At 45.5% G+C, this 21,627-nt stretch carries 17 protein-coding genes; 11 read left to right on the top strand and 6 right to left on the bottom strand.

The genetic code is table 11. The annotated features are described in order from the left end of the window. Positions 1–27: 27 nt before the first annotated feature. Together MHB37_RS29865 and MHB37_RS29860 are read left to right on the top strand one after the other, a co-directional pair. On the top strand, positions 28–558 hold the full coding sequence (locus tag MHB37_RS29865; RefSeq protein ID WP_038573668.1) for a GNAT family N-acetyltransferase: 531 nt from the start codon (positions 28–30) through the stop codon (positions 556–558). Further along, positions 539–1,183 (top strand): MOSC domain-containing protein, encoded by a 645-nt coding sequence (locus MHB37_RS29860; protein WP_081387844.1) that lies wholly within the window; start codon positions 539–541, stop codon positions 1,181–1,183. The genes MHB37_RS29865 and MHB37_RS29860 overlap by 20 nt, the downstream gene beginning before the upstream one ends. 94 nt (positions 1,184–1,277) lie before the next feature. Here MHB37_RS29860 and MHB37_RS29855 read toward each other — a convergent pair whose 3' ends face one another. Then, positions 1,278–1,826: a GNAT family N-acetyltransferase gene (locus MHB37_RS29855; protein ID WP_036681941.1), complete on the bottom strand. Its 549-nt coding sequence runs from the start codon at positions 1,824–1,826 to the stop codon at positions 1,278–1,280. Positions 1,827–2,056: 230 nt separating this feature from the next. Between MHB37_RS29855 and MHB37_RS29850 the strand changes: the two genes are divergently transcribed. Further along, positions 2,057–3,763: a glutamine--tRNA ligase/YqeY domain fusion protein gene (locus MHB37_RS29850; protein ID WP_076276935.1), complete on the top strand. Its 1,707-nt coding sequence runs from the start codon at positions 2,057–2,059 to the stop codon at positions 3,761–3,763. Between the two features lie 85 nt (positions 3,764–3,848). Here the strand turns inward: MHB37_RS29850 and MHB37_RS29845 are convergent, their stop codons facing one another. After that, positions 3,849–5,084 carry an MFS transporter gene (locus MHB37_RS29845; RefSeq protein ID WP_305953522.1) on the bottom strand — a complete coding sequence of 412 codons (1,236 nt, stop codon included), beginning with the start codon at positions 5,082–5,084 and terminating at the stop codon, positions 3,849–3,851. A 362-nt stretch (positions 5,085–5,446) separates the two neighbouring features. Here MHB37_RS29845 and MHB37_RS29840 point away from each other — a divergent pair, with 362 nt between their 5' ends. The 4 genes from MHB37_RS29840 to MHB37_RS29825 are packed head-to-tail and all read left to right on the top strand — an operon-like array spanning position 5,447 to position 9,097. After that, positions 5,447–7,303: an ABC transporter ATP-binding protein gene (locus MHB37_RS29840; protein ID WP_076192341.1), complete on the top strand. Its 1,857-nt coding sequence runs from the start codon at positions 5,447–5,449 to the stop codon at positions 7,301–7,303. After that, positions 7,233–7,910, top strand: coding sequence for a response regulator transcription factor (locus MHB37_RS29835; RefSeq protein ID WP_076123953.1), 678 nt, complete (start codon positions 7,233–7,235; stop codon positions 7,908–7,910). The genes MHB37_RS29840 and MHB37_RS29835 overlap by 71 nt, the downstream gene beginning before the upstream one ends. Continuing rightward, positions 7,907–8,959 carry a HAMP domain-containing sensor histidine kinase gene (locus tag MHB37_RS29830; protein WP_076192343.1) on the top strand — a complete coding sequence of 351 codons (1,053 nt, stop codon included), beginning with the start codon at positions 7,907–7,909 and terminating at the stop codon, positions 8,957–8,959. The genes MHB37_RS29835 and MHB37_RS29830 overlap by 4 nt, the downstream gene beginning before the upstream one ends. A 33-nt stretch (positions 8,960–8,992) precedes the next feature. Beyond that, positions 8,993–9,097: an S-layer homology domain-containing protein gene (locus MHB37_RS29825; RefSeq protein ID WP_081383200.1), complete on the top strand. Its 105-nt coding sequence runs from the start codon at positions 8,993–8,995 to the stop codon at positions 9,095–9,097. 125 nt (positions 9,098–9,222) lie between these two features. Here MHB37_RS29825 and moaA read toward each other — a convergent pair whose 3' ends face one another. Next, positions 9,223–10,224, bottom strand: coding sequence for a GTP 3',8-cyclase MoaA (moaA, locus tag MHB37_RS29820; protein ID WP_339170265.1), 1,002 nt, complete (start codon positions 10,222–10,224; stop codon positions 9,223–9,225). Positions 10,225–10,640: 416 nt separating this feature from the next. Here moaA and MHB37_RS29815 point away from each other — a divergent pair, with 416 nt between their 5' ends. Beyond that, positions 10,641–11,333 (top strand): molecular chaperone, encoded by a 693-nt coding sequence (locus MHB37_RS29815; RefSeq protein WP_076123947.1) that lies wholly within the window; start codon positions 10,641–10,643, stop codon positions 11,331–11,333. Positions 11,334–12,024: 691 nt separating this feature from the next. On the opposite strand, the gene MHB37_RS29810 is transcribed toward MHB37_RS29815, so the two are convergent. After that, entirely contained in the window at positions 12,025–15,216 is a 3,192-nt protein-coding gene (locus tag MHB37_RS29810; protein ID WP_405168785.1) for an efflux RND transporter permease subunit, read from the bottom strand. 115 nt (positions 15,217–15,331) lie between these two features. Beyond that, the gene (locus tag MHB37_RS29805) at positions 15,332–16,249 is read right to left on the bottom strand and encodes a TetR/AcrR family transcriptional regulator (protein WP_076276923.1); all 918 of its coding nucleotides are present in this window, start codon (positions 16,247–16,249) and stop codon (positions 15,332–15,334) included. 226 nt (positions 16,250–16,475) lie between these two features. Here MHB37_RS29805 and cls point away from each other — a divergent pair, with 226 nt between their 5' ends. Continuing rightward, a complete protein-coding gene (gene cls, locus MHB37_RS29800; protein WP_076123942.1) occupies positions 16,476–17,984 on the top strand; it encodes a cardiolipin synthase in 1,509 nt (502 codons plus the stop codon). A 51-nt stretch (positions 17,985–18,035) separates the two neighbouring features. Here the strand turns inward: cls and MHB37_RS29795 are convergent, their stop codons facing one another. Beyond that, on the bottom strand, positions 18,036–19,571 hold the full coding sequence (locus MHB37_RS29795; RefSeq protein WP_405168784.1) for a phospholipase D family protein: 1,536 nt from the start codon (positions 19,569–19,571) through the stop codon (positions 18,036–18,038). 284 nt (positions 19,572–19,855) lie between these two features. Between MHB37_RS29795 and fni the strand changes: the two genes are divergently transcribed. Further along, positions 19,856–20,995 (top strand): type 2 isopentenyl-diphosphate Delta-isomerase, encoded by a 1,140-nt coding sequence (gene fni / locus MHB37_RS29790; RefSeq protein WP_081383175.1) that lies wholly within the window; start codon positions 19,856–19,858, stop codon positions 20,993–20,995. 36 nt (positions 20,996–21,031) lie between these two features. Further along, positions 21,032–21,502 carry an N-acetyltransferase gene (locus MHB37_RS29785; protein WP_232061473.1) on the top strand — a complete coding sequence of 157 codons (471 nt, stop codon included), beginning with the start codon at positions 21,032–21,034 and terminating at the stop codon, positions 21,500–21,502. Positions 21,503–21,627: the final 125 nt, after the last annotated feature.

The raw sequence follows: 21,627 nt of genomic DNA, 5'->3' as shown, positions 1-21,627 counted from the left end.
AGGTGCAAGGCAAGGGGTGTACATCTTATGAAACAAATCAACAAGGCAAGGTTAACTATTAGACCCTCAGAGATTAAAGACGTGCGAGAACTGATTGATCTGGACCATCTGATTTGGACAGAGGACACTAGCCCGGGACCTATGTTGTGGCGCTCACAAGAAGATTTCTTACTGAATGCTCCCCCGGGCTCTCAGCTCGTAGCGCTGCAAGATGACAAGCTATGTGGATATGTCGGGTTTGGCTGCCCTAGTAGAATGGAGAGCAACCGGCATGTGTGCGAGGTTAATATTGCTGTTCATCCGAACTATCAACGTTTAGGCATTGGCCGGCAGCTCATGGAAGCCATTAAGGAACATGCTGCGGCGCATGCTATTCGTAAGCTTCGCCTGCGTGTATTATCCTGTAATGAATCAGCGATTTCTTTTTATCGGAAATGCGGTTTTGTGGAAGAGGGGCGTCTGCGGGAGGAGTTTTATCTTGGCGGCCGTTATGTGGATGAGATATTTATGAGCTGCATGCTGACAGGAGGAAATGGATATGGAGATCGTCTCGCTTAATGTCGGTCGGCCGGTGACGGTGGATTATCGGGGAAAACCTTTGGAGACCGGAATTTATAAAACGCCTGTAGAAGGATCAGTTCAGCTTCATATCAATGGATTTGTTGGAGATGGTCAGGCAGATCTTAAACATCATGGAGGTCCTGACAAGGCGGTGTGCGCCTATCCCATTGAGCACTATCCTTATTGGGAACAGCAGCTGGGAAAGAAACTGGAGTACTCGGCTTTCGGAGAAAATATCACCACAACGGGTCTGCTGGAGATAGAGGTGTGTATTGGCGATGTATATGAAATAGGCACCACTCTGCTTCAGGTTAGCCAGCCAAGATATCCTTGCTTCAAAATCTCACAAAAGCATGGACCCGCAGATCTTCCGGCTCAAGTTCTGGATACAAGGTATAGCGGATTTTACTTGCGTGTACTTCGTGAAGGAATGATTTCAACCGGCGATGCAATTGTCAAAAAAGAAAACGGAGACAGCCATGCTTCCGTGGCGCATGTACTGCATTTAATGCAGGTTGGGCTGCAAGAGGAGGCTGCTCTGGCAGAGCTTGTGGAGCTGGAAGCCCTCTCAGCCGTAGTACGGAACAAGTTTCGAAAACAGCTGGGTATGCCAGAGATCTAATCTTGGTCTGCTCAATAAAATAAACCTGGGGGCGTATGCCAGCCAGGTTTATTTCTGCTTGCGTGTTTGTTTAACTTTGCTTTGCTTAAGTAACTTAGCCGAGCAGCTGCCACTCACTACGTAATAAACCATATACGGCGTGATTCACGTAGCCATCGGGCAGCTTTTCTGCCTGTCTGATCACACCTTCGAGCACAAAACCAAGCCGTTCAGGAATTGCCCGGCTAGTTACGTTGGCGGTTGCGCAGCGAATTTCTACCCGCTGCAGCTCCATTTCCAGCAGGGCGTAGTCTACTAGAACTCGGCAGGCACTGGTCATATAACCTTTGCCTTCATATCCATCACCAAGCCAATAACCAATCCCTACGGAACGGTTATGCCAGTCAATCTGGTGATACCCAATGACGCCAGCGAGCTCGCCGCGGACCCAAAGTCCAGCAGTGAAGGCGCCATTGTCGGTGCCTTGTTTTATAGCATTTTTAATGAAATTAAGGGTGTGATCCTGTTCCGTAACGGCATCAACCCAAGGAAGCCATTGCCTAAGTCGTTCCCGCGAGCGCTCCACTAACGCGAATATGTGCCTAGCATGCTCAGGCATGAGTGGCTTTAAGATAAGCTCTTCGTCGATGACATAATTAAACAAGCAGTTGCCTCCTTTTCGGCACAAGGCCTTATGTATGATTATGGATTTTTTCTTATGATTATCATGCTACTCTATCGCCCGCAGAGAAGTCAAAAGGTCTAAAGATGCTAAAAATTGATCCAGGCCATGTGCCCCCTTTTATTGAACAATCTACAGTTAACGGGTATATTAGTAGGAAACATGTTTATACAAGAAGTAGTGTAACACTACAGAACGAAAGGTTGATAGCTGTGGAGAACCGTACTACCCCCTCCAATTTTATTAAAAATGTTATTACCGAAGACCTCCGTACGGGTAAAGTAAAAGAAGTTGTCACACGCTTTCCGCCGGAGCCGAACGGTTACTTACATATCGGACATGCCAAGGCGATTTGGATTAACTTTACACTGGCGGACGAGTTCGGTGGCAAGACTAACCTAAGATTTGACGACACGAATCCTGCCAAAGAAGATACGGAATATGTGAACTCCATTCAGGAAGATGTAAAGTGGCTGGGCTATGAATGGGAAGAGCTGCGTTTTGCATCGGATTATTTTGAGGAAATGTACAAACGTGCCGAATTATTAATTACTAAAGGTAAAGCTTATGTAGATGACCTCAGCGCGGATGAAATTCGCCAATTGCGGGGAACGCTGACGGAGCCAGGACAGAACAGCCCACATCGTGAGCGCAGCATCGAAGAGAATTTGGATCTGTTCCGCCGTATGCGGGCAGGGGAATTCAAAGATGGTGAGAAGGTTCTTCGTGCCAAGATCGATATGGCTTCACCAAATATTAATCTGCGTGATCCTGTCATCTATCGGATTACTCATGCGCATCACCATAATACAGGGGATAAATGGTGCATCTACCCGATGTACACGTTCGCTCATCCACTTGAGGACGCCATTGAAGGTGTAACTCACTCCCTTTGTTCGCTTGAGTTTGAAGATCAACGCCCATTTTATGATTGGGTCGTAGCGGAATGTGAGATGCCTTCTGTTCCGCATCAATATGAATTCGGCCGTCTGAATCTCGCTCAAACCATGACTAGTAAACGTAAGCTGAAGCTGCTGGTAGACGAAAAACATGTGGATGGCTGGGACGATCCGCGGATGCCAACGATCTCCGGCCTGCGCCGCAGAGGATATACGCCGGAAGCGATTCGTAAATTCGTGTACGAAGCAGGGATCTCCAAGAGTCAGGGTCTAGTGGACCTGCAAATGCTGGAGCACTTTATCCGGGAAGACCTTAAGTTAACTGTGCCTCGCACCATGGCTATACTTCGTCCGCTTAAGGTTGTTATCACCAATTATCCGGAAGGCCAAACAGAATGGCTTGAAGCGGAGAATAATACAGAGAATGAAGAAATGGGTGTACGCCAAATTCCGTTCTCTCGTGAGATTTATGTTGAGCGCGACGACTTTATGGAGAATCCGCCCAATAAATATTTCCGCTTGTTCCCCGGCAATGAAGTACGCCTGAAGCATGCTTATTTCATCAAATGTAATGAAGTCATTAAAGATGAGAATGGCGAGGTTGTTGAACTGCATTGTACGTATGATCCGGAAACAAAGAGTGGCAGTGGATTTACAGGCCGTAAGGTAAAAGGTACTCTGCACTGGGTAGAAGCTAGTCAAGCTGTGCCTGCAGAATTCCGTTTATACGAGCCACTGATTTCTGCTGAAGAAGTAGATGAAGCTGCAGAAGTTGAAGGTCTGGATTCCACGGTAGAGAAAGCGGAGCCTAGCTTCTTGGATCAGCTTAATCCTAAATCCATTGAAATCTTACAAGGTTTTGTGGAACCCGAGCTTAAGGACAGTGTGGCTCAGGATAAATTCCAGTTCTTCCGTCATGGCTATTTTAATGTAGATAGCAAATATTCGGCGCCTGGGCATCTCGTATTCAATCTTATCGTTTCACTGAAGAGTTCATTTCAGCCTCCAAAACAAGGCTAACACTTGATTCGTTCAGGTTCTTTATAAAAAAACAGGCTCAAACGTCCCGTTTAGGTACGTTTGAGCCTGTTTTTTATATTTTCGCTTATAATATTTCGATGTGAGAGAGTTCTTCCTCATCCTCTGTAGGGGGCCGGTAGCCTCCACGGTTTACAAAGAGCCACATGAAAGTAAAGCCTAGCGTTCCAAACAGTGTCAAGAAGACACCCGCTTGATACATGCTCTGTGCCCCTAGATTTTGATACATCCACCCGCCGAGAACTCCTCCAACAATACCGGCTATACCGCTCCAAGTCAGTGTGTAGAGCGCTTGTCCTGAAGCACGGTAAGGTCTTGGAATAAGAAGCATGGTCAGTTGAGTGCCTACATAGAAGAAACCACCAAATGTTATGCAGTGTAAAATTTGAATGAGCACTACTTGGAGGGCTGTAGTCGCGTCCGCCATGAACCACCATCGTAGTACGAATAAAGCGCTAACCAGCGCAAGCCAGCCGAGCAGAACAGATATTTTACGTTTAAGGAATCGGTCGCAGAGAACAAATACACCCACTTCCAAAATAGAGGAGAGGAATACTGCGAGACCAATCATTCCCTTGGAGCCGCCTAGGTCCGTAATATACAAAGACATGAATGTAGTGTTCATGGTGTTCGGTATGGAAACTAGGATACCAAACAATATGAAACACAAGAAAAAGGGATTATAAATTAGTTTGCTGAAGCCTCTATACGGCATAGGAGCCATGCCAATGGTATGGTTAAGTTTCGGTAATGCAAGAATGGATAACATTGATGCACATAGTAAGCCTGCAAACAGATAGGACAAGATAGATACACCAGCCCAATCAAGGACCAATCCGGCGGCAATTGCAATTAGTGCCCACCCCAATGAACCCCAAAGCCGAAAAGAACGGAAGCGATAGTTAGTTCCGTCAATATAGCTGAGAATCATCGTATTGCTCTGAGCAAATAACGGTCCTTGGAAGAAATAGAACAAAAGAATGGAGATGTAGATCATCTCATATGTATTTGCCCGAAACATAAGCTGGGATAACACTAACGTTCCGATTAACATAAGCAAAACGATTCTCCGGATATTCTGGTATCGGTCAGTCCAGATTGCCCAGAATGGATTTGCAAAGATGGATACTAGCGCACCCATAGAAAATACGGCACCGATCTCTAATTTGTTCATCCCTACATCCAGCAGGTATAGTTGAAAGAAGCTGGAGAAGAGGACCATGGTTCCGTATACAAAAAAATTGAACCATTTTAAAGACGTGAAAGAAGATGGATAGTTAACGCCTTTCCGCAAATGCGTCACTCCTTTCCCACTAGATGTCTTGCATGGATATACTGACCAATATTAGGCCCTTCTATCACTGTAACACGTGTTGAAAAGGGATACAAACTTCCTTTTTTACTTTTTTACATTTTTTTAACGTTTATTTAAATTTGATCCGCTAAGTGACAAAAAACGCATATAACAAGTTTGCAGGTGGTAGAAATGTTAAGAGTTCGCTCCTCCTTATTAGGAATATGCCTGAGGATTATCCTATCTACGTTTGTATAAAAGAGAATCAATGGGTTTAACTTCAGTTTACAATTCAGGGCTAGGATGGGGTTAGGCGAAACAGAGAAGATACATTCTTCTCGCAGATTCACCAAGAAAAGGGGAGTTTTTGCATGAAAAAATCCGAAGCTAAGGGGAAAACGGCGCTGAAGCCATTCCTCACATTATTAAAAGAAACCAAGCCTTCATACGGCTTATTGGCAATAGCTATTGCACTAAGCATGATCTCGACATTGGTTAGTCTGGTGATCCCAATGTTCACCAAAAATCTGGTGGATGGCTTTTCTTTGGCTTCTGTCAGCAAGCTGCAAATTGCAGGCATAGCGGGTGCTTTTATCGCGCAGACGATCGCCGGGGGAATCTCTATCTATCTGCTGAATTACGTGGGCCAGAAGATGGTTGCAGGTCTTCGTGACCGGTTATGGCGTAAATTTTTAGTATTGCCAGTAGCTTATTACAATGATAATCGGACAGGAGAAAGCGTCAGCCGGATGACAAATGATACAGGGATCATCAAAACGCTGATCTCTGAACATCTGGCCAGCTTATTTACCGGAGTGATTTCCATTGTGGGCTCCATTGCTGTGCTTTTATTTTTGAACTGGAAGATGACGCTTGTTCTGTTCACCGTTCTTCCACTATCTGCGTTGATTTTGGTGCCGCTTGGACGGCAGATGTACAAAATCTCCAAAGGCATGCAGGACGAAACAGCTTCTTTTACCGCCACACTTAGTGGTGTATTGTCAGAGATCCGTCTGGTGAAATCCTCGGGTGCAGAGAAAAAAGAGTACGAAGCAGGCAAAACCGGAATTATGAACCTGCTCTCCTTTGGCATTCGTGAAGGCAAAATCAGCGCTATGATCAGCCCACTGGTCTCTTTTGTCTTTATGATGTTACTTGTGGTCATTATCGGTTATGGCGGAATGCAGGTATCTTCCGGGGCTTTGACAGCTGGAGAGCTGGTAGCCTTTATCCTGTATCTTATTCAGATTATTATGCCGCTTACTCAATTGACCACGTTCTTTACACAGATTCAGAAAGCTAAAGGGGCATCAGAGCGCATTATTGAAACCCTGGCAGCAGAAGAGGAGGTATATGAGGGCCAGGAAGAGGCGAACGGTGCAGAGGGTCCTATCTCTGTAGAAGATCTAAGCTTTGGATATAAAAATGGTGAGAATGTGCTAACCGATGTAAGCTTCCGGATGCTTCCGGGTCAGGTGACGGCTATTGTTGGACCGAGCGGGGGAGGCAAGACTACATTATTTTCACTGCTCGAACGATTCTATGAGCCTCAGAAAGGTATGGTTAAGCTAGGCGATAAACCAGTGTCAACCTTCTCATTACGCTCATGGCGGAAACTGATCGGGTACGTCTCACAGGAAAGCCCATTGTTGGCAGGTACGATTGCTGAGAATTTAACCTATGGATTGGATCGAGACGTTAGCATGGAGGAGATGCGCGCAGCAGCAGCAATGGCTTATGCAGATGGCTTTATCGATGAGCTTCCTGAAGGATATAATACGGATGTCGGTGAGAGAGGTGTGAAGCTCTCGGGTGGACAGCGGCAACGGATTGCTATTGCTAGAGCGCTGCTGCGGAATCCAAAGATTCTTATGCTTGATGAGGCGACCTCCAGTCTGGATAGCCAATCAGAGGCCGTAGTGCAGAAGGCACTGTCCAATTTGATGAAGGGCCGGACTACGATTGTAATTGCGCACCGTTTGGCTACTGTTGTAAATGCTGAGCAGATTATTTTTATGGAAAAGGGCCAGATTACCGGGATGGGAAGACATGAAGAACTGCTGGAAAACCATGAGCTATATCGTGAATTTGCCACCCAGCAGCTGCAGATGAATAACCTTGAGATTCAAGACAATAAAGAGGAGGCTCCAGTGATACATGACAAAAATACTAGTAGCGGACGACGATCCGCACATCCGCGAATTGGTAGAAGTATTTCTGAGAGCTGAGGGGATGGATGACATCTATGGAGCTTCTGATGGACTGGAGGCTCTTCAGATTCTGGAGAGCCATAACATAGACTTAGCCATTATTGATGTGATGATGCCCAATTTGGATGGCTGGGAGCTGTGCCGGAAGATGCGCCAAACCTATGATTTTCCGATATTGATGCTGACGGCTAAGGGAGAGACCTCACAAATTGTGAAGGGCTTTGAGCTGGGAAGTGATGACTATCTCGTCAAACCCTTTGAGCCAGTGGTGCTTATTGCGCGAGTAAAGGCGCTGCTCAAACGTTACCAAATCTCTGCTGCACAAAGTGTGGGGATTGGCCGGCTGCGAATGAATCGTAAAACCTACGAGGTGTCCTCAGCGTATGGAGAAGTCACTTTGCCACTTAAGGAATTTGAGCTGTTATTTAAGCTGGGCAGCTATCCGGGGCAGACATTGACTAGAGACAGGCTGATCGAAGAGATATGGGGTTATGATTTTGAAGGGAATGAGCGGACGCTCGATGTGCATATCAACCGTTTGCGCGAACGGTTCGCTCCTGATAAATACGGGTTTGTTATTCGTACCATCCGCGGATTAGGCTATCGGCTGGAGGCAGAGGCATGAACCGGTTTAAGGAGCTTCTTAAGCGGATTGGGATGACTTTTATTTACTTCGGTGGTGTTGGGATTAGCTGGAGTGCAGCTTATTTCTTGATGAACTGGATATATGGCAGGGTTGGACGCCCCTCTTCGGAGTATTTGACCCAGTTAATCGGCGTGATGGTCGGAATTGTGATTTTGTTTTTGATGGCATTGGTAACCTCCAAGTTATTCCGGGGCTGGGAACGTGTTTTTTATAAATCAATTATCGAAGGTTTAGGGCGGATTGCTAAGGGTGATTTCAATGTGGTACTTGATAATACAAAGGACTACGGTGATTTCGGTGAGATTGTAGAGAGTATCAACGTAATGGCCAGCGAACTGAGCCAGATGGAGACCATGCGTCAGGATTTTATCTCTAATGTATCGCATGAAATTCAATCTCCGCTAACCTCTATTCGGGGGTTTGCTCTTGCGCTGCAGGATGAAACTCTGAGTGTGAAGAGCAGGAGGCACTACCTTAATATTATAGTGGCTGAGAGTACCCGCGTATCTGGGCTCAGTGATAATTTATTGAAGCTGTCCGCGCTTGAATCGGGCAATTTTCCGTTTGAAAATCAGATTTACCGCCTGGATAAGCAGCTTAGAGATACGATTCTGGCTTCTGAACCACAGTGGTTGGAGAAAAAAATAGAGGTAGAGGCTGAACTGGAAGAAGTGAATGTATCTGCTGTAAAAGATTTAATGAGTCAGGTTTGGACTAATCTGCTGCATAACAGTATCAAGTTTACTCCGCAGAACGGTTGCATCCATATTAGCCTTCGCATGGTGGATGAGCAGGTAGAGGTGGAGATTCAAGATAGTGGGATTGGCATCTCGGAGGAAGATCTGCCTCGGATCTTCGAGCGTTTCTATAAGGCAGATAAAGCTAGAACCGCAAGTGGTGGCGGTAGTGGACTAGGTCTGTCATTGGTTAAAAAAATCGTTGAGCTGCATGAAGGTAAGGTAACTGCAAATAGTCGCCCGGGGGATGGGACAGCGTTCAAGGTGAGCTTGCCAGTACGAATGAAATAAACTTGCTGTATGTGAAAAACAGCTGAAGCCGGTATTCTGGGTGGATTCGAAGACAATACCTTCCGTCCTGAGAAAAAGGCTACAAGAGCCGAGGCGGCGGCGACTATTTCTAAGCTGCTCGAAGCTCTATCTCTCTAATAGTGATTGAATAGCTCATCGCTAAGCTTTAAGCACAACGCCGCTTTCCCAGATCGTTCAGTGGGAAAGCGGCGTTTTTTGTATTTATGCAATTAAAAGAGGAACTATAATACCGGGATGGACGTTTATCCACCAATTTGAGACATGCGCCGAGCTGTCGGCGTGTGGCTCTGTGCTTTTTTCTCCAGAGCTAAGGCCATTTCATGATTATGGGGTTTGTTGCCCAGCGCTTTCCGGAATAAGGCCTGCACAGCAGCAGGATCGCTTATCAAAGGGCGGACATTGTATTCATCTGCCCAATACAGGCAAGCTTTGATGTGCCCATCTGCGGTAAGTCTCAGGCGGTTGCAATTATCGCAGAAGTGCTCGCTCACCGGATGAATCAGGCCGAATGTACCAGGGGATCCGACAACCCGCCGATTCTGGGAAGGGCCATTCCCGGAGGGCATTTCTGCCGCTTCCGTTTCCCAACCAGCCTCAGTACAAGCTTCTACAACCCTTTCCAGAGGCAGATAAGTCTGGCGCCAAGCATCAGTAGCACTGCCAATCGGCATGTATTCTATAAAGCGTACATTTAGAGGACTCTCCAGCGTAAGGGAGATGAAGTCTTTGATTTCGTCGTCATTAATTCCTTTCATCAATACAACGTTAAGCTTTATCGGTTGAAGTCCGGCGGCTTGTGCGGCCTCGATCCCCTTTAATACCTTGGCGACTTCGCCGCCACGAGTAATCATAGAAAATCGATCCTGCCGTAAGGAGTCTAGGCTGATGTTTACCCGTGACAGACCGGCTTCTTTTAGCTGTGCTGCTTTGGCTGGAAGCATTAAACCATTTGTAGTCAGCGAAATATCTTCTATACCTGGGATCGCAGATATCATAGCAACAAGCTTTTCCAGATCTTTGCGGACAAGAGGTTCTCCACCAGTTAGTCGTACTTTACGTAATCCAAGAGGGGCTAGCGACTTAACGACTGCGGTAATTTCCTCGTAACTCAGAATCTCGTCCTGCGGTTGGAATTGCATCCCTTCCGCTGGCATACAATAGATGCAACGCAGGTTGCAGCGGTCGGTAACCGAAATGCGGATGTAATCGTGTAAACGTCCAAAAGGGTCCGTCAGCGGCTCCATGGCGTTGCTCCCTTCCTTTAAATCTGGCTGATAAATTGCTCTTATACTTTCTCGTATACACGCATAACGTCCCTAATAGGACAGAACGCGAAGATGTTTATACTTGTTTAGAATTTTAAAGATCGCTTGGATTCACGTCAATGAGCAAAGTTCTGGACGACAGGGTTTCATTACATAAAACTGGACAAACTAGATAAGAAGATAACGCATATTGAACAACGGAAAGTGTGACAAAAGTACGACAAATAAAGTTTTTAGACATAGAATGCTCACGGAAAGCGCTTTTAATATCCGATATAATCTAGGTGCGGATTAGTTTTAACGTTCACTTTTGCGAAAACAGATAGGATACCGGAAACCGCACGTCGGTAATGTGACGGAGAGTGACCGGGAAACCATTGAGGAGGATTTGCAAAATGAGTACACATACTGTTCCATCGCTCACCGTTCCGGAGGCTTTTAGCCGTTGGTTGGAAAGTCGGGGATTAATATATCAGCTTTTAGTGGATTTTTTGGGTAGAAAACCATCACTCTCTCTAGTGGCTCAATGGAGCCGCAATCGCCAGATGAGTGTAGCGGCTGAGATGACGGAAGGCGGTCGGGAGCTGAAGCGCTATTTGAGTCAGGAACCGAACAAGCTGCCAATGATATGCGAGAAAGAGAGCAAAGAATATAAACGGCTTATGCAAGAACAGTCCGTTAGTTCTTTTAAATTGCGCGAAGCAGCGATTTTAGGACGCTCGGAGGATTTCTGTAACGTGCTTGCGGATGTGTACACCTCCGCTGGAATTGTATTCAATAAGTGTAATGGTGAAGCCGATGATCATATTGCTATTGAGCTCGAATTTATGGCAGTCATGCATGAGCGTATGCTTTACAATAGCTTTTCAATAAGAAGTGCTATGGAGCTGCTTGATATTCAGGAGTCCTTTTTGGAAAAGCATCTACTGCAATGGACACCGCAGTTCTGTCAGAAACTGAATGCAGCAACGGATAGTCCGCTATATCTAGGCCTCTCACATATGCTTGAGGAATTTCTGCCACTTGATCTGCAAATGCTTCGTTCCTGGAGAGCTTCACTGGAGAGCAGTGCAGCTACAAGCATTTAATATTAGAAAGCCCGGCCTAATTGATAGGTCGGGCTTTTGCGTGCTGGTCAAGTAGAAAAGAAGCGTTGTGTGAAGCACTAAATGATGATTAAATGAAGCACCAACTGAAGCATTAATTGAAGTACCAATCGAAGCGCAGTCTTGTTGCCCAACTGAAGCACCGATAGACTAATTGAGGAATTTATCCCTGGAATATTAGAGTTTCTCGTCATCAGACTAAAAATGAGGGAAAACCTCCCTAAAGTATAGCTGTTTCGGTGGTAATTAAAGAAATCCCCCTTATTATCAGGGAGGAATTCCCTAATTTCGTTCATTTAGAGCGAATATTGGCTTTTTTCAGGGAGTTTTTCCCTAATTAGTTTAAGATCCTCTCCGCACATCGCCCAAACACAGAACGCAGTAAACACAAATGTACGCCGTCCAAACGACCCACGCAGATCACCCGCTGTATACCGCACATCGCAAACGTTCACGGTACATTAGCCTCCACCACGCACAAACGCACATCATCCACCGTTCTCTAATCAGCACCCTAATGGCGTTGAACATTGGCACAGCACACAGTCTATTGGCTAAAGCAAGAATCCGCTGTGCAGCCTTTTACTAAAAAAAGAAGCTGCCTCATAAGTAGAATTCACTACTTTGGAGACAGCCTCTCGTGTGAGCCTATTTACTTGTTCACATCATAGTTCTAATCAATTACCTTTTTGCTGCGGAATTTCATCAGGAATTCATACACGACTGGCACTACTACAAGTGTCAGAAGCGTGGAACTGACCAAACCACCGATTACGGTCACGCCGAGGCCCTTGGAGATAATTCCTGCACTGTTTTCAAGTCCAGTAACCAATGGCAGCAATGCACCGATCGTTGCAAGTGCAGTCATCAGGATTGGACGTAAACGTGTGCCACCTGCTTCAAGCAAGGCTTGACGCGTAGTGAGTCCTTCTTTTTCCTTATGAATAACGCGGTCGATAAGGACAATCGCATTCGTTACTACGATACCAATCAACATCAGCGCACCCATGAGCGAGGACACGTTTAAGGTTTCTCCAGCGATCAGAAGGGCAACGAGTACCCCGATCACTGTGAAAGGAAGTGAGAACAGGATAGCGAATGGTGCTAATCCACCGCCAAATGTAACCACAAGCACGAAGTATACGATGGCAATAGCAGCCGCCATAGCAATTCCTAATTGACCAAACGTATCATTGATCTGCTCGGTTACACCGCCGAAGGTAACAGTTACACCATCAGGCAATTCCATAGCGTCTATTTTTTCTTTCACGCTGTTCGAAGCGCTATTCACGTCACTCGAAATAATTTCGGCAGTAACATCTACCTTCATTTTACCGTCCATACGAGTAATCGAGTCAGGGGAGGAGCCATTTTCAATTTTAGCGACTTGCCCGATTGGCACGGAGATGCCTAGTGGGGAAGTCAAAGTAGCCTCTTCCATTTCTTTAATACTCTTGTACGTTTCTTTATCTGTTTCGATATAGACTTTGTAGTTCTTGCCGTCCAATTCTACTTCTGTGAGCACTGGACGTGTGCCTGCTGGACTCAGCTTCATCGCAATTTGTCCGGCTGTAAGTCCAAGGGAGCTAAGCTTCTGTTGATCCGCTACAATCGTATATTGATCGTAAGCTTCCTTGAGACTTGTTTCTGCGTCTTTGAAATTAGTGGTGTCAGCCTGTACGATTGAGGCAATCTCATCCGCGACTGGCTTCAGCTGATCCAGTTCATCTCCGAATACATTCACGGTCAGAGTGCTTCCACCCATGCCTCCACTCATCAGAGCGGACATGTCACCCCATACACCATCTGGCACTTCTGCGGTCAAACCTTCAATAAGCTTCTCTTTAACAGCTTCAAAATCAGGAGTGTCACTATCATAAACGATGAAAAATAGTCCTGAATTGCTGGATCCACCCATACCCATCGGGCTTCCGCCGCCAATGGAATATTGCATTTTGTCTATATGCTTCTGCGCTAAAATGTATTTTTCAGCTTTCAGACCTTGCTCTTGAACTTCCTCAATCCGTTGTCCAGCCTTTGGTGAATAAGTAAGCATTACGGTTTTATCCTCTTGGGATGGCATAAAGCTTACACCAATAGGTTTGATTAAGAACAAGCTGCCTGCAAGGAGAAGAACGGCAACTCCAAAAGTAACGAGCTTATGAGAAAGACACCAGTTCAGAATCTTTTGATAACCAGCAGAAAGTTTGTCTGGTTTCTCGCTGTGAGTTTTTTTACCTTTCAATCCATTACGGAACAACGAGTGAGCCATTGCAGGAACTAGGGTAATCGCAACTACTAATGAAGCGAGCAGGGCGAAGACCATGGTTAGAGCGAAAGGCAAGAACAGCTCACCAACCATACCACTAACCAAAGCAAGTGGTAAGAACACCGCGATGGTTACAATTGTAGAGGACATGATAGGCACGAACATTTCACGTGTGGCCGCACTGATTAATTCTCTACCCTTCAGTTTCTCACCAGATAAGGAGAGCCGTCGATATATGTTCTCTATGACTACAATCGAGTCATCGACTACCCGCCCAATCGCGACCGTCATCGCTCCCAGTGTCATCATATTAAGCGTAATGTCCATCTGCCGCAGACACAGCACTGCGATCAGCAGGGATAATGGAATAGAGATGATAGAAATAATCGTCGAACGAATATTCCGCAGGAACACCAAAATGATAATTACTGCGAATAAGGCACCAAATACCGCTTTGGACAACATCGTATTTACGGAGTCCTCAATGGGCTTACCTTGGTCAAGTAGAACAGTAAGGTCAATGCCTTTATATTGTGCTTTTAATTCTTCAGTTTTGTCTTTAACGCCATTTACAACATCAACAGTGTTGGCATCATTGGCTTTGACAATCTGAATACCGATCGATTCTTTACCATTTGTACGGGAGATGGATTCGGAATTGCCCACAACCTCAATCGTGGCCAGCTCTCCGAGCTTCACGGTTGGAAGTCCCATACTTGCAGCTCCGCCAGGAACAGCATTTCCAGCACCAGCACCAGCAGCTCCGTTAGCAGCACCAGCATCAACGCCGGCAGCTCCAGTAGCTCCAGTAGCTCCAGTAGCTCCAGCACCAGCAGCGTTAGCGCCAGTTGGCATTACCGGAATGGTCACATTTTTAAGATCCTCAACGGTAGTGATGTTGCCATCCACGACAACTGCCTTTTGAGCCTTGTCCATCTCGAATAGTCCGAGTGGAACACGGAGGGAAGAGCCTTGAATGATACCTTTAACGGTATCTTCGGTCAGTCCATATTGATTAAGCTTATCTTGATTGAATTTGAGTGATACTTCTTTGACGTATTGACCAGAGATTTGGATAGAAGCGACACCCTCAACATCCTCCAGGGCCGGGCGAATATCGTTCTCAGCAATACGGGTCAGTTCCTCAAGATCCTGGGTATCCCCGTTAGAAAGACTGAGGGAGACAACAGGCATTGAGCTAAGACTAAAGCGGGAAATGGAAGGCTTCTGCACATTGTCTGGCAATGAGACTTCATTTAGTGATTCGCGCACTGCTGCTGTAGCATTATCCAGATTTGTTCCATAATCGAATTCAATTTGGATACTGGAGGCATTCTCCAAAGAAGTGGAGGTGATCGTCTTTACACCATCCACATTGCGGAGCTTTTGCTCCAACGGTTTGCTGACATCATTAACGACGCCTTCTGGTGCGGCCCCCGGATAAATGGTTGTTACGCTAAGATAGGGTATACTAATATTAGGCAAGGTTTCTTGCTTCATCGTCAGTCCGCTATATAAACCGGCAAACACAATAATTATCGTCAGAAGCCAAATGGCAAATTTGTTCCTGAGCGAGAAATTAATTAAGCTTTTCATAAGTTTCGTTTCTGCTCCTCTCGGCCCTCTTCTTTACGAAATAGGGCGCCATTATAAAAAATCATAATACTCACTATCCATGACTTTCTCTCTACCGAACTCTTCTTAGAGTCAATTAACGAAATACACATGAATTGTGCGGAATTGAGGCAATTAGCTTCCTCAGCTCTTCCAATTCTGCTGTGAGCTCAGAGCAGGATTGGAGGTTGGACAGCATCCCCTGAATGATTGCTTTTCGCGGGTGAGGGATAAGCACTTCACCTTCCAGAATGTTGAGCGATTCCAGCAGATCGGCTGCTTCTTCGGATGCTATACTATCTAGTTTACTGATCGCAGTCTTCATTTCTTTAATGAGCTGTAATGGATTTTTTCGTTTGTTCTCCTCATTCTCCGCCATCCAGTTTGCTAAAGTAGCAGAGTTGATTAGTGGAGCCTGTTTACTAGTAAGCAAGCCAGACACGATCATATCCATTAAATTCATTAGATGATCCGCCATATCGGCAATAGGTACCTGCGTATCCTTACGAAAAATAACCGCAATATAAGATTTGATGAGACCATGTCCGATCATACATAAATCTCCGGTATAGGGAACGACGTCTTTTCCGTAGAGCAACTCCATTTTTACCTGGAACCATCTTAAGAAGGAAGCGTTGTTTCTACGCAGCCAGTCCGGGACTTCAGTATCAAATCCTTTGCCCGCAACCTCCTGAATTTGACGCTGCAAGAACTCACGTAATTCGTACACATGACTTAGCAGAATTTCTATCTGATTCCTAAGCTTCTCACGTGGTGTTCGTCGGGTTTCCTGTTCTTCACGTAACAAGGGATCCCGAATCATCCGATAACAATAAAGGAAGATACTGCGCTCCAGTTCTTCTTTTGATTTAAATACCAGATATAAACTGCCCTTCGAAATCCCGCATAATTCAGCTATCTCTTGCATGGATGTGGACGAGGAGCCTTTTACAGCGAATAACTGCATAGCAATCTTAATAATCTGCTCCTGCTTATCAACAGTTTTATCATTCATTAAAGGATTAACCTCCTTTCTGACTACCCGGTTCTATAATTGACTAGTTGGTCAGAATAATTATATTCTATACAACCAGGCATTACAAATATCGGAACAGAAGGGTTACAGTTTTGTCGTAAATAGACTTTAAACAGTAATTTGCTAGGAAGAAATGTGTTCTTCATGTAATATATAAAATGTGTCAATTTCGTGTTGCTTGTATGAATAAGAAGGTAGGTAGAGTATGAGAAGAGGACTTCAATCTATAATTATCATTGGGGCATTCATAGCATTTTATTATTTTGGTTTCGGCATTTTTGGGAGTACTGCGGGAACGATTATTAGTATCTTCTCCACTCTGACAGTCATTTCGATTAGCTTGGCTATTTTTATGGAGAACCGTAATCCTTCTACAACAATGTCATGGATCTTATTGCTTGCGTTGATCCCGGTGCTGGGACTGGTCTTCTATTTTCTATTTGGGCAAAATGTGTTCAAACGCCGTAAATATGATAAAAAGGCACAAAGAGACCTTATGGCCTACGAAAGAATTGAGAATGACGCTTTACGTACGCACCAAGATTGGTCAGTCTTTGATCCCTCGCGCCAAAAACTGCTGCTGTTATCCAAAACTTTAGCACGTACTCCTATTTCCTTTGCATCAGAAACACGTATCCTCACTAATGGTGAAGAGACGTTTGGTACGTTATTGTTGGAGCTCCGTCAAGCTAAACATCACATTCATATGGAGTATTACATCTTCCGGGCGGACCACATTGGAACACGCATTAAACAAATTCTGATCGATAAAGCTCGCGCCGGTGTTGCAGTCAGATTTATGTATGATGCCGTTGGCAGTTTTCAGCTTTCCAAAGCTTTTTTGAAGGAAATGAGTGATGCCGGGGTTCAGGTGGCTTCGTATGGAAATTCAACCTCCTTTTTTTCCAGCCGTGTGAATTACCGGAATCACCGTAAGATTGTTGTGATCGACGGCGATGTCGGATTCATGGGGGGTCTCAATGTAGGCGATGAATATTTAAGCCGCAGTAAGACTTATGGATTTTGGCGTGACACACATATGTTGGTTAGAGGCGAAGCGGTACGGACGATGCAAATTATTTTCCTGCAAGATTGGATGCACACTACGGGCGAAAAAATACTGGAGCAAGACTATCTTACTCCGCAGCTTCGCTTTATGACAGGTGATGGTGCCGTACAGATTATTGCTAGTGGGCCGGATAACGAACGTCGTGCGCTCAAAAACATTTTCTTCTCCATGATCACTTCTGCCGAGAAATCGGTGTGGATTGCCAGTCCATATTTTATTCCTGATGAGGACATCTTAACTGCACTGCGTGTAGCTGCTGTTTCTGGTTTAGATGTGCGATTGTTATTCCCGGCTAAGCCGGATAAATGGATTCCGTTTCTGGCTTCACACTCTTATTTTCCGGCGTTGCTGGAAGCTGGCGTGAAGATTTATGAATATGAAAAAGGATTTATCCACTCGAAGCTGCTTATCGTTGATGGTGAAATAGCGACCATTGGCACGGCCAATATGGATATGCGCAGCTTCCACCTTAACTTTGAAGTGAATGCACTACTGATTCAGACGGAGAGCGTTGCTCGTATTGTTGCTGATTTTGAACGGGATTTATTATCTACCAGCTTAATTGAGCATGAGGAATTTATGAATAAGCGTATGGTGATCCGTATACTGGAATCTGCTGCTCGGCTTATGTCACCGTTACTATAACCCAAAAACCACCGCAGAGGGTGTTATCCCTCATCTGCGGTGGTTTTTGCTTTAAAAAGTAGTTAAACCCAAGGTGGTCTGCAACCGGAACAGAATGTACTTGAACCAAGTTACTTCCCCCTGATAAGCTTCAAGAGGCAGAGTATACTCATGGTCCTCGTTATTCCACATTCGATTGAAGTAGGTTTCCATCTCGGTATAAAGAGGCTGATCTTGTTTTACAGATACCCACAGATTGTTCTCCAGGTTGTAGTCATTCAGATTGCGTGTCGTGAAATTGGTGGAACCGCCAAGAATGATGGAATTTCCAGTCTGTTTGGCAATGAAGAGCAACTTTGGATGATATTGCTCTTTGGTCGTATTGTACCAGCGAATAGAGATCTCTCCGTTCGTGCGCTTGTTCAAGTTCATGGCAACTGGACGGTTAGGAATGCCGATTTTATCACGGCCGAAGGCGTTCTGATTGGGGTCCAGTATCAATTTTACCGTAGCCCCTCGTTCGGTAGCCTCTACCAATTCATCGAGAATGGCATCATCGGCAAGGTAGAACATACCCATCCAAATGGTGTCACCCTTCTGCGCAGATTGGAGGGCTTGCCGTGCATATTTATATACCTTTCCTTCCGTTAAATAGCGGACCTCCATAGATTCTTCAGAGTGCTGATCCTTCTCCTTGGTGAAGTCTGGCTCATAAGTGAGTAGTGGCCCTGCATCCGAAAGATTGGCCGCGGCTTGTTCCGTCTGGAGAATATCAGCAATAATTGGGCCTTGTACTTCCAGAGCGATATTGGAATGATAGGCGCTGGCATCATGGATATTTCCTGAGGAGACTAGAGCGGTATTCTCACTAACAACTACCTTACGGTGGTTAGCCTTCACATTAAGTAGCTTCAAATAAGAACGTGCGGTAATATCCGGTCCTCCGCTGGCCATAAGATTGGGAATCCGGCCTTCGCCCGACTGTCCGAACCATTGAATAAAGGTACGCCAGACAGCGGAATAAGCAGGCGTAGAATCGCGTAGAGCATTTACATCGGTCAAAATCACTTTAATCCCCGCAGCCTTCAATTCTTCCAGAAGATGATTGGGTGCAGAGTTGTAATTGGTATTAACCTCATCTGTAATGAAGACGATCTCCATCTCAGGATAAGTTGTTTTTTGTAAAATAAGCTTGTCCGTCAACATTCGGCTGACCGGAGGAAATGACTGATCTTTATGGGTATAATCATTGAAAAGAAAGAGGTCAATCACCAAAAATTCTTTGGACTCCTCGATAATTTGTAGAATCCTCGAAAGAATCTGACTCTCTTGAGTGCCCGTGGCTGTACCGTCCGAATAGGTCAGGTCGTGCCAGAAGGATACATGATTCGTTTTGTATATAGGGCTTTCATAGGAAATGCCGCTGGGTAAAGGTTTGTGCGTCTGGTAAGTCATTACGCCGATTAGCCAGAGGATTAGAATGAAGACAGTCCATAACGCCATTCTGCGGCGGCGTGAACCGGAACGTTTCTTCGTAGTTAAACCGGGAGCGTAGTTTATTTCTTTAGGTTTATAGGGGTGAACGGGTTGCTGACGATCTGAATTCATGGAAGTTCCTCCTGAAATTATTGCAGAGCACTTCCTTGTGATTGTTATGCTCCGGTGTATTACCAACCTATTAACACCTAGTGGAGCGAAATGAAGCAGCCCAAATATCCTTAACAGTAATGAAATAACATTCGGCTAGCTATAATGAGTTTGAGCAATTAGTACGATGTTTATGAAATTAATGATTACGAAACCGGAGAATTGTAATCGCTAACCTCATATTGTAAATTCATCTGTAGGGATATGTTATAATAAATCGAGTTTGGAAATAGGAGGAACGCAGCATGAATCATACGCCAGAAGAGGCCGTGCCATATGATGCGACTAGGCAGTCTGGCGCAGATCATGGCAAGGACCTACCGGCTGCAGAGGCTTCTGACAAAAGATCTTTATTGCCTACATCGAAGACAGGCGAACGCAAAATTGAACATGTACGCCTTTGCCTAAATGAGGAAGTAGGTGGCGTCGGTGTGACTACAGGGTTTGAACATTACAGATTTCAGCATAATGCTCTGCCAGAGCTGAATTTCGACGATATATCATTGCAGACTACGTTTTTGGATCGTAAGCTGCGTACGCCGCTGCTCATCAGCTCGATGACAGGTGGCAGTGCAGCTACAGGAGCGATTAATGCCCGGTTAGCCGCAGCTGCGCAGCGTCGGGGTTGGGCGCTGGGTGTAGGTTCGGTTCGGGCGGCAGTGGAGCGTTCTGAGCTTACGGCAACCTTTTATGTGCGGGATCAAGCGCCTGATATTCCGGTTATCGCCAATATTGGTGCTGTACAGCTGTCCTATGGTTTTGGGATTGAGGAATGTCGCCGGGCTGTGGATATCGCAGGTGCTGATTTTCTTGTACTACATCTGAATGGCCTGCAAGAGGTCTTTCAACCGGAAGGGAACACTGGTTTTGCCTCTTTGCTATCGCAGATAGAGAAGGTATGCCGGGCACTTGAAGTCCCTGTAGGTGTGAAAGAAGTAGGCTGGGGCATTGATGGAGATGCAGCTGCACGTCTTTATAATGCAGGAGCGGCTTTTATTGATGTTGCGGGTGCAGGCGGGACATCATGGAGTCAGGTGGAGAAGTTCCGCAGTGTAGATCCTATACGGCGGGCAGCGGCGGAGGCTTTCGCGGATTGGGGCACTCCAACAGCTGATTGTATCACAGAGGTGCGTGCAGTTTCTCCGCAGGGCGCTTTGATTGGCAGCGGCGGACTGAAACATGGCGTGGATGCAGCGAAAGCATTGGCACTTGGAGCTGATCTGGCAGGCTTTGGCCGCAATCTGTTAGGGCCGGCTGTCGATTCTGAAGAGGCGCTGGATGCTGCATTAGCACAGGTAGAACTGGAGCTGAAAATAGCAATGTTTGGTATTGGCGCTCCAGATTTAGCAACTTTACGTGGAACTTCCCGTTTAATACGTAAATAGGATGGTAAATATTGAAGCGAGGAAGTGAGTAAGATTATGATTAAACTGATCCATATGGATGAGTCGGCCTTTCAATTTTTCTTAGGTCAAGCTACCCGGGATTATGCGGAAGATAAGATCAGCGCCGGTGCTTGGGATCCAGAGATCGCGATGAAGCTGTCTGAGGAAGCTATAACACGCTCTTTGCCAAAAGGGCTGCACACAGATGGTGCTTATCTATATTCCATAGTAGAAATAAGCAGTGATGAACAGGTGGGTTATATCTGGTTTAACGTAAGTGAAGGTCGTGGTGGCCGCGAGGCTTTCATTTATGATTTTTATGTTTTTGAACCGTTCCAGAGTAAGGGTTATGGCAAGCAGGCTATGATCGCACTCGATGAAGAAGCCCGGGAGATGAATGTTACCAAAATCGGGTTGCACGTCTTCGGCCAGAACAATCGCGCTTTTGAGCTATACAAAAAAATGGGGTATATCGTAACTGACATCACGATGTCTAAAGATCTGTAGTCCATAAGTGTGAGGACCTCGAAAGAGGTCTTTTTTTTGTTGTTCTACTGAATTATTATGTAAATAATTGTGATAAATATATTTGATTTAGGATGATTAGGAAAATATGATTAAAAAATAACTTC

Source organism: Paenibacillus sp. FSL H3-0286, assembly GCF_045040705.1.
GTDB classification, from domain to species: domain Bacteria; phylum Bacillota; class Bacilli; order Paenibacillales; family Paenibacillaceae; genus Paenibacillus_AQ; species Paenibacillus_AQ odorifer.
This window is presented reverse-complemented; position numbering and strand designations above follow the sequence as displayed.

Excerpts from the sequence above, each read along its gene's own strand:
- MHB37_RS29865 (WP_038573668.1), top strand. The coding sequence starts at position 28 with ATGAAACAAATCAACAAGGCAAGGTTAACTATTAGACCCTCAGAGATT.
- MHB37_RS29860 (WP_081387844.1), top strand. The coding sequence starts at position 539 with ATGGAGATCGTCTCGCTTAATGTCGGTCGGCCGGTGACGGTGGATTAT.
- MHB37_RS29840 (WP_076192341.1), top strand. The coding sequence starts at position 5,447 with ATGAAAAAATCCGAAGCTAAGGGGAAAACGGCGCTGAAGCCATTCCTC.
- MHB37_RS29835 (WP_076123953.1), top strand. The coding sequence starts at position 7,233 with ATGACAAAAATACTAGTAGCGGACGACGATCCGCACATCCGCGAATTG.
- MHB37_RS29830 (WP_076192343.1), top strand. The coding sequence starts at position 7,907 with ATGAACCGGTTTAAGGAGCTTCTTAAGCGGATTGGGATGACTTTTATT.
- moaA (WP_339170265.1), bottom strand. The coding sequence starts at position 10,224 with ATGGAGCCGCTGACGGACCCTTTTGGACGTTTACACGATTACATCCGC.
- MHB37_RS29815 (WP_076123947.1), top strand. The coding sequence starts at position 10,641 with ATGAGTACACATACTGTTCCATCGCTCACCGTTCCGGAGGCTTTTAGC.
- MHB37_RS29810 (WP_405168785.1), bottom strand. The coding sequence starts at position 15,216 with ATGAAAAGCTTAATTAATTTCTCGCTCAGGAACAAATTTGCCATTTGG.
- MHB37_RS29805 (WP_076276923.1), bottom strand. The coding sequence starts at position 16,249 with ATGAATGATAAAACTGTTGATAAGCAGGAGCAGATTATTAAGATTGCT.
- cls (WP_076123942.1), top strand. The coding sequence starts at position 16,476 with ATGAGAAGAGGACTTCAATCTATAATTATCATTGGGGCATTCATAGCA.
- MHB37_RS29795 (WP_405168784.1), bottom strand. The coding sequence starts at position 19,571 with ATGAATTCAGATCGTCAGCAACCCGTTCACCCCTATAAACCTAAAGAA.
- fni (WP_081383175.1), top strand. The coding sequence starts at position 19,856 with ATGAATCATACGCCAGAAGAGGCCGTGCCATATGATGCGACTAGGCAG.
- MHB37_RS29785 (WP_232061473.1), top strand. The coding sequence starts at position 21,032 with ATGATTAAACTGATCCATATGGATGAGTCGGCCTTTCAATTTTTCTTA.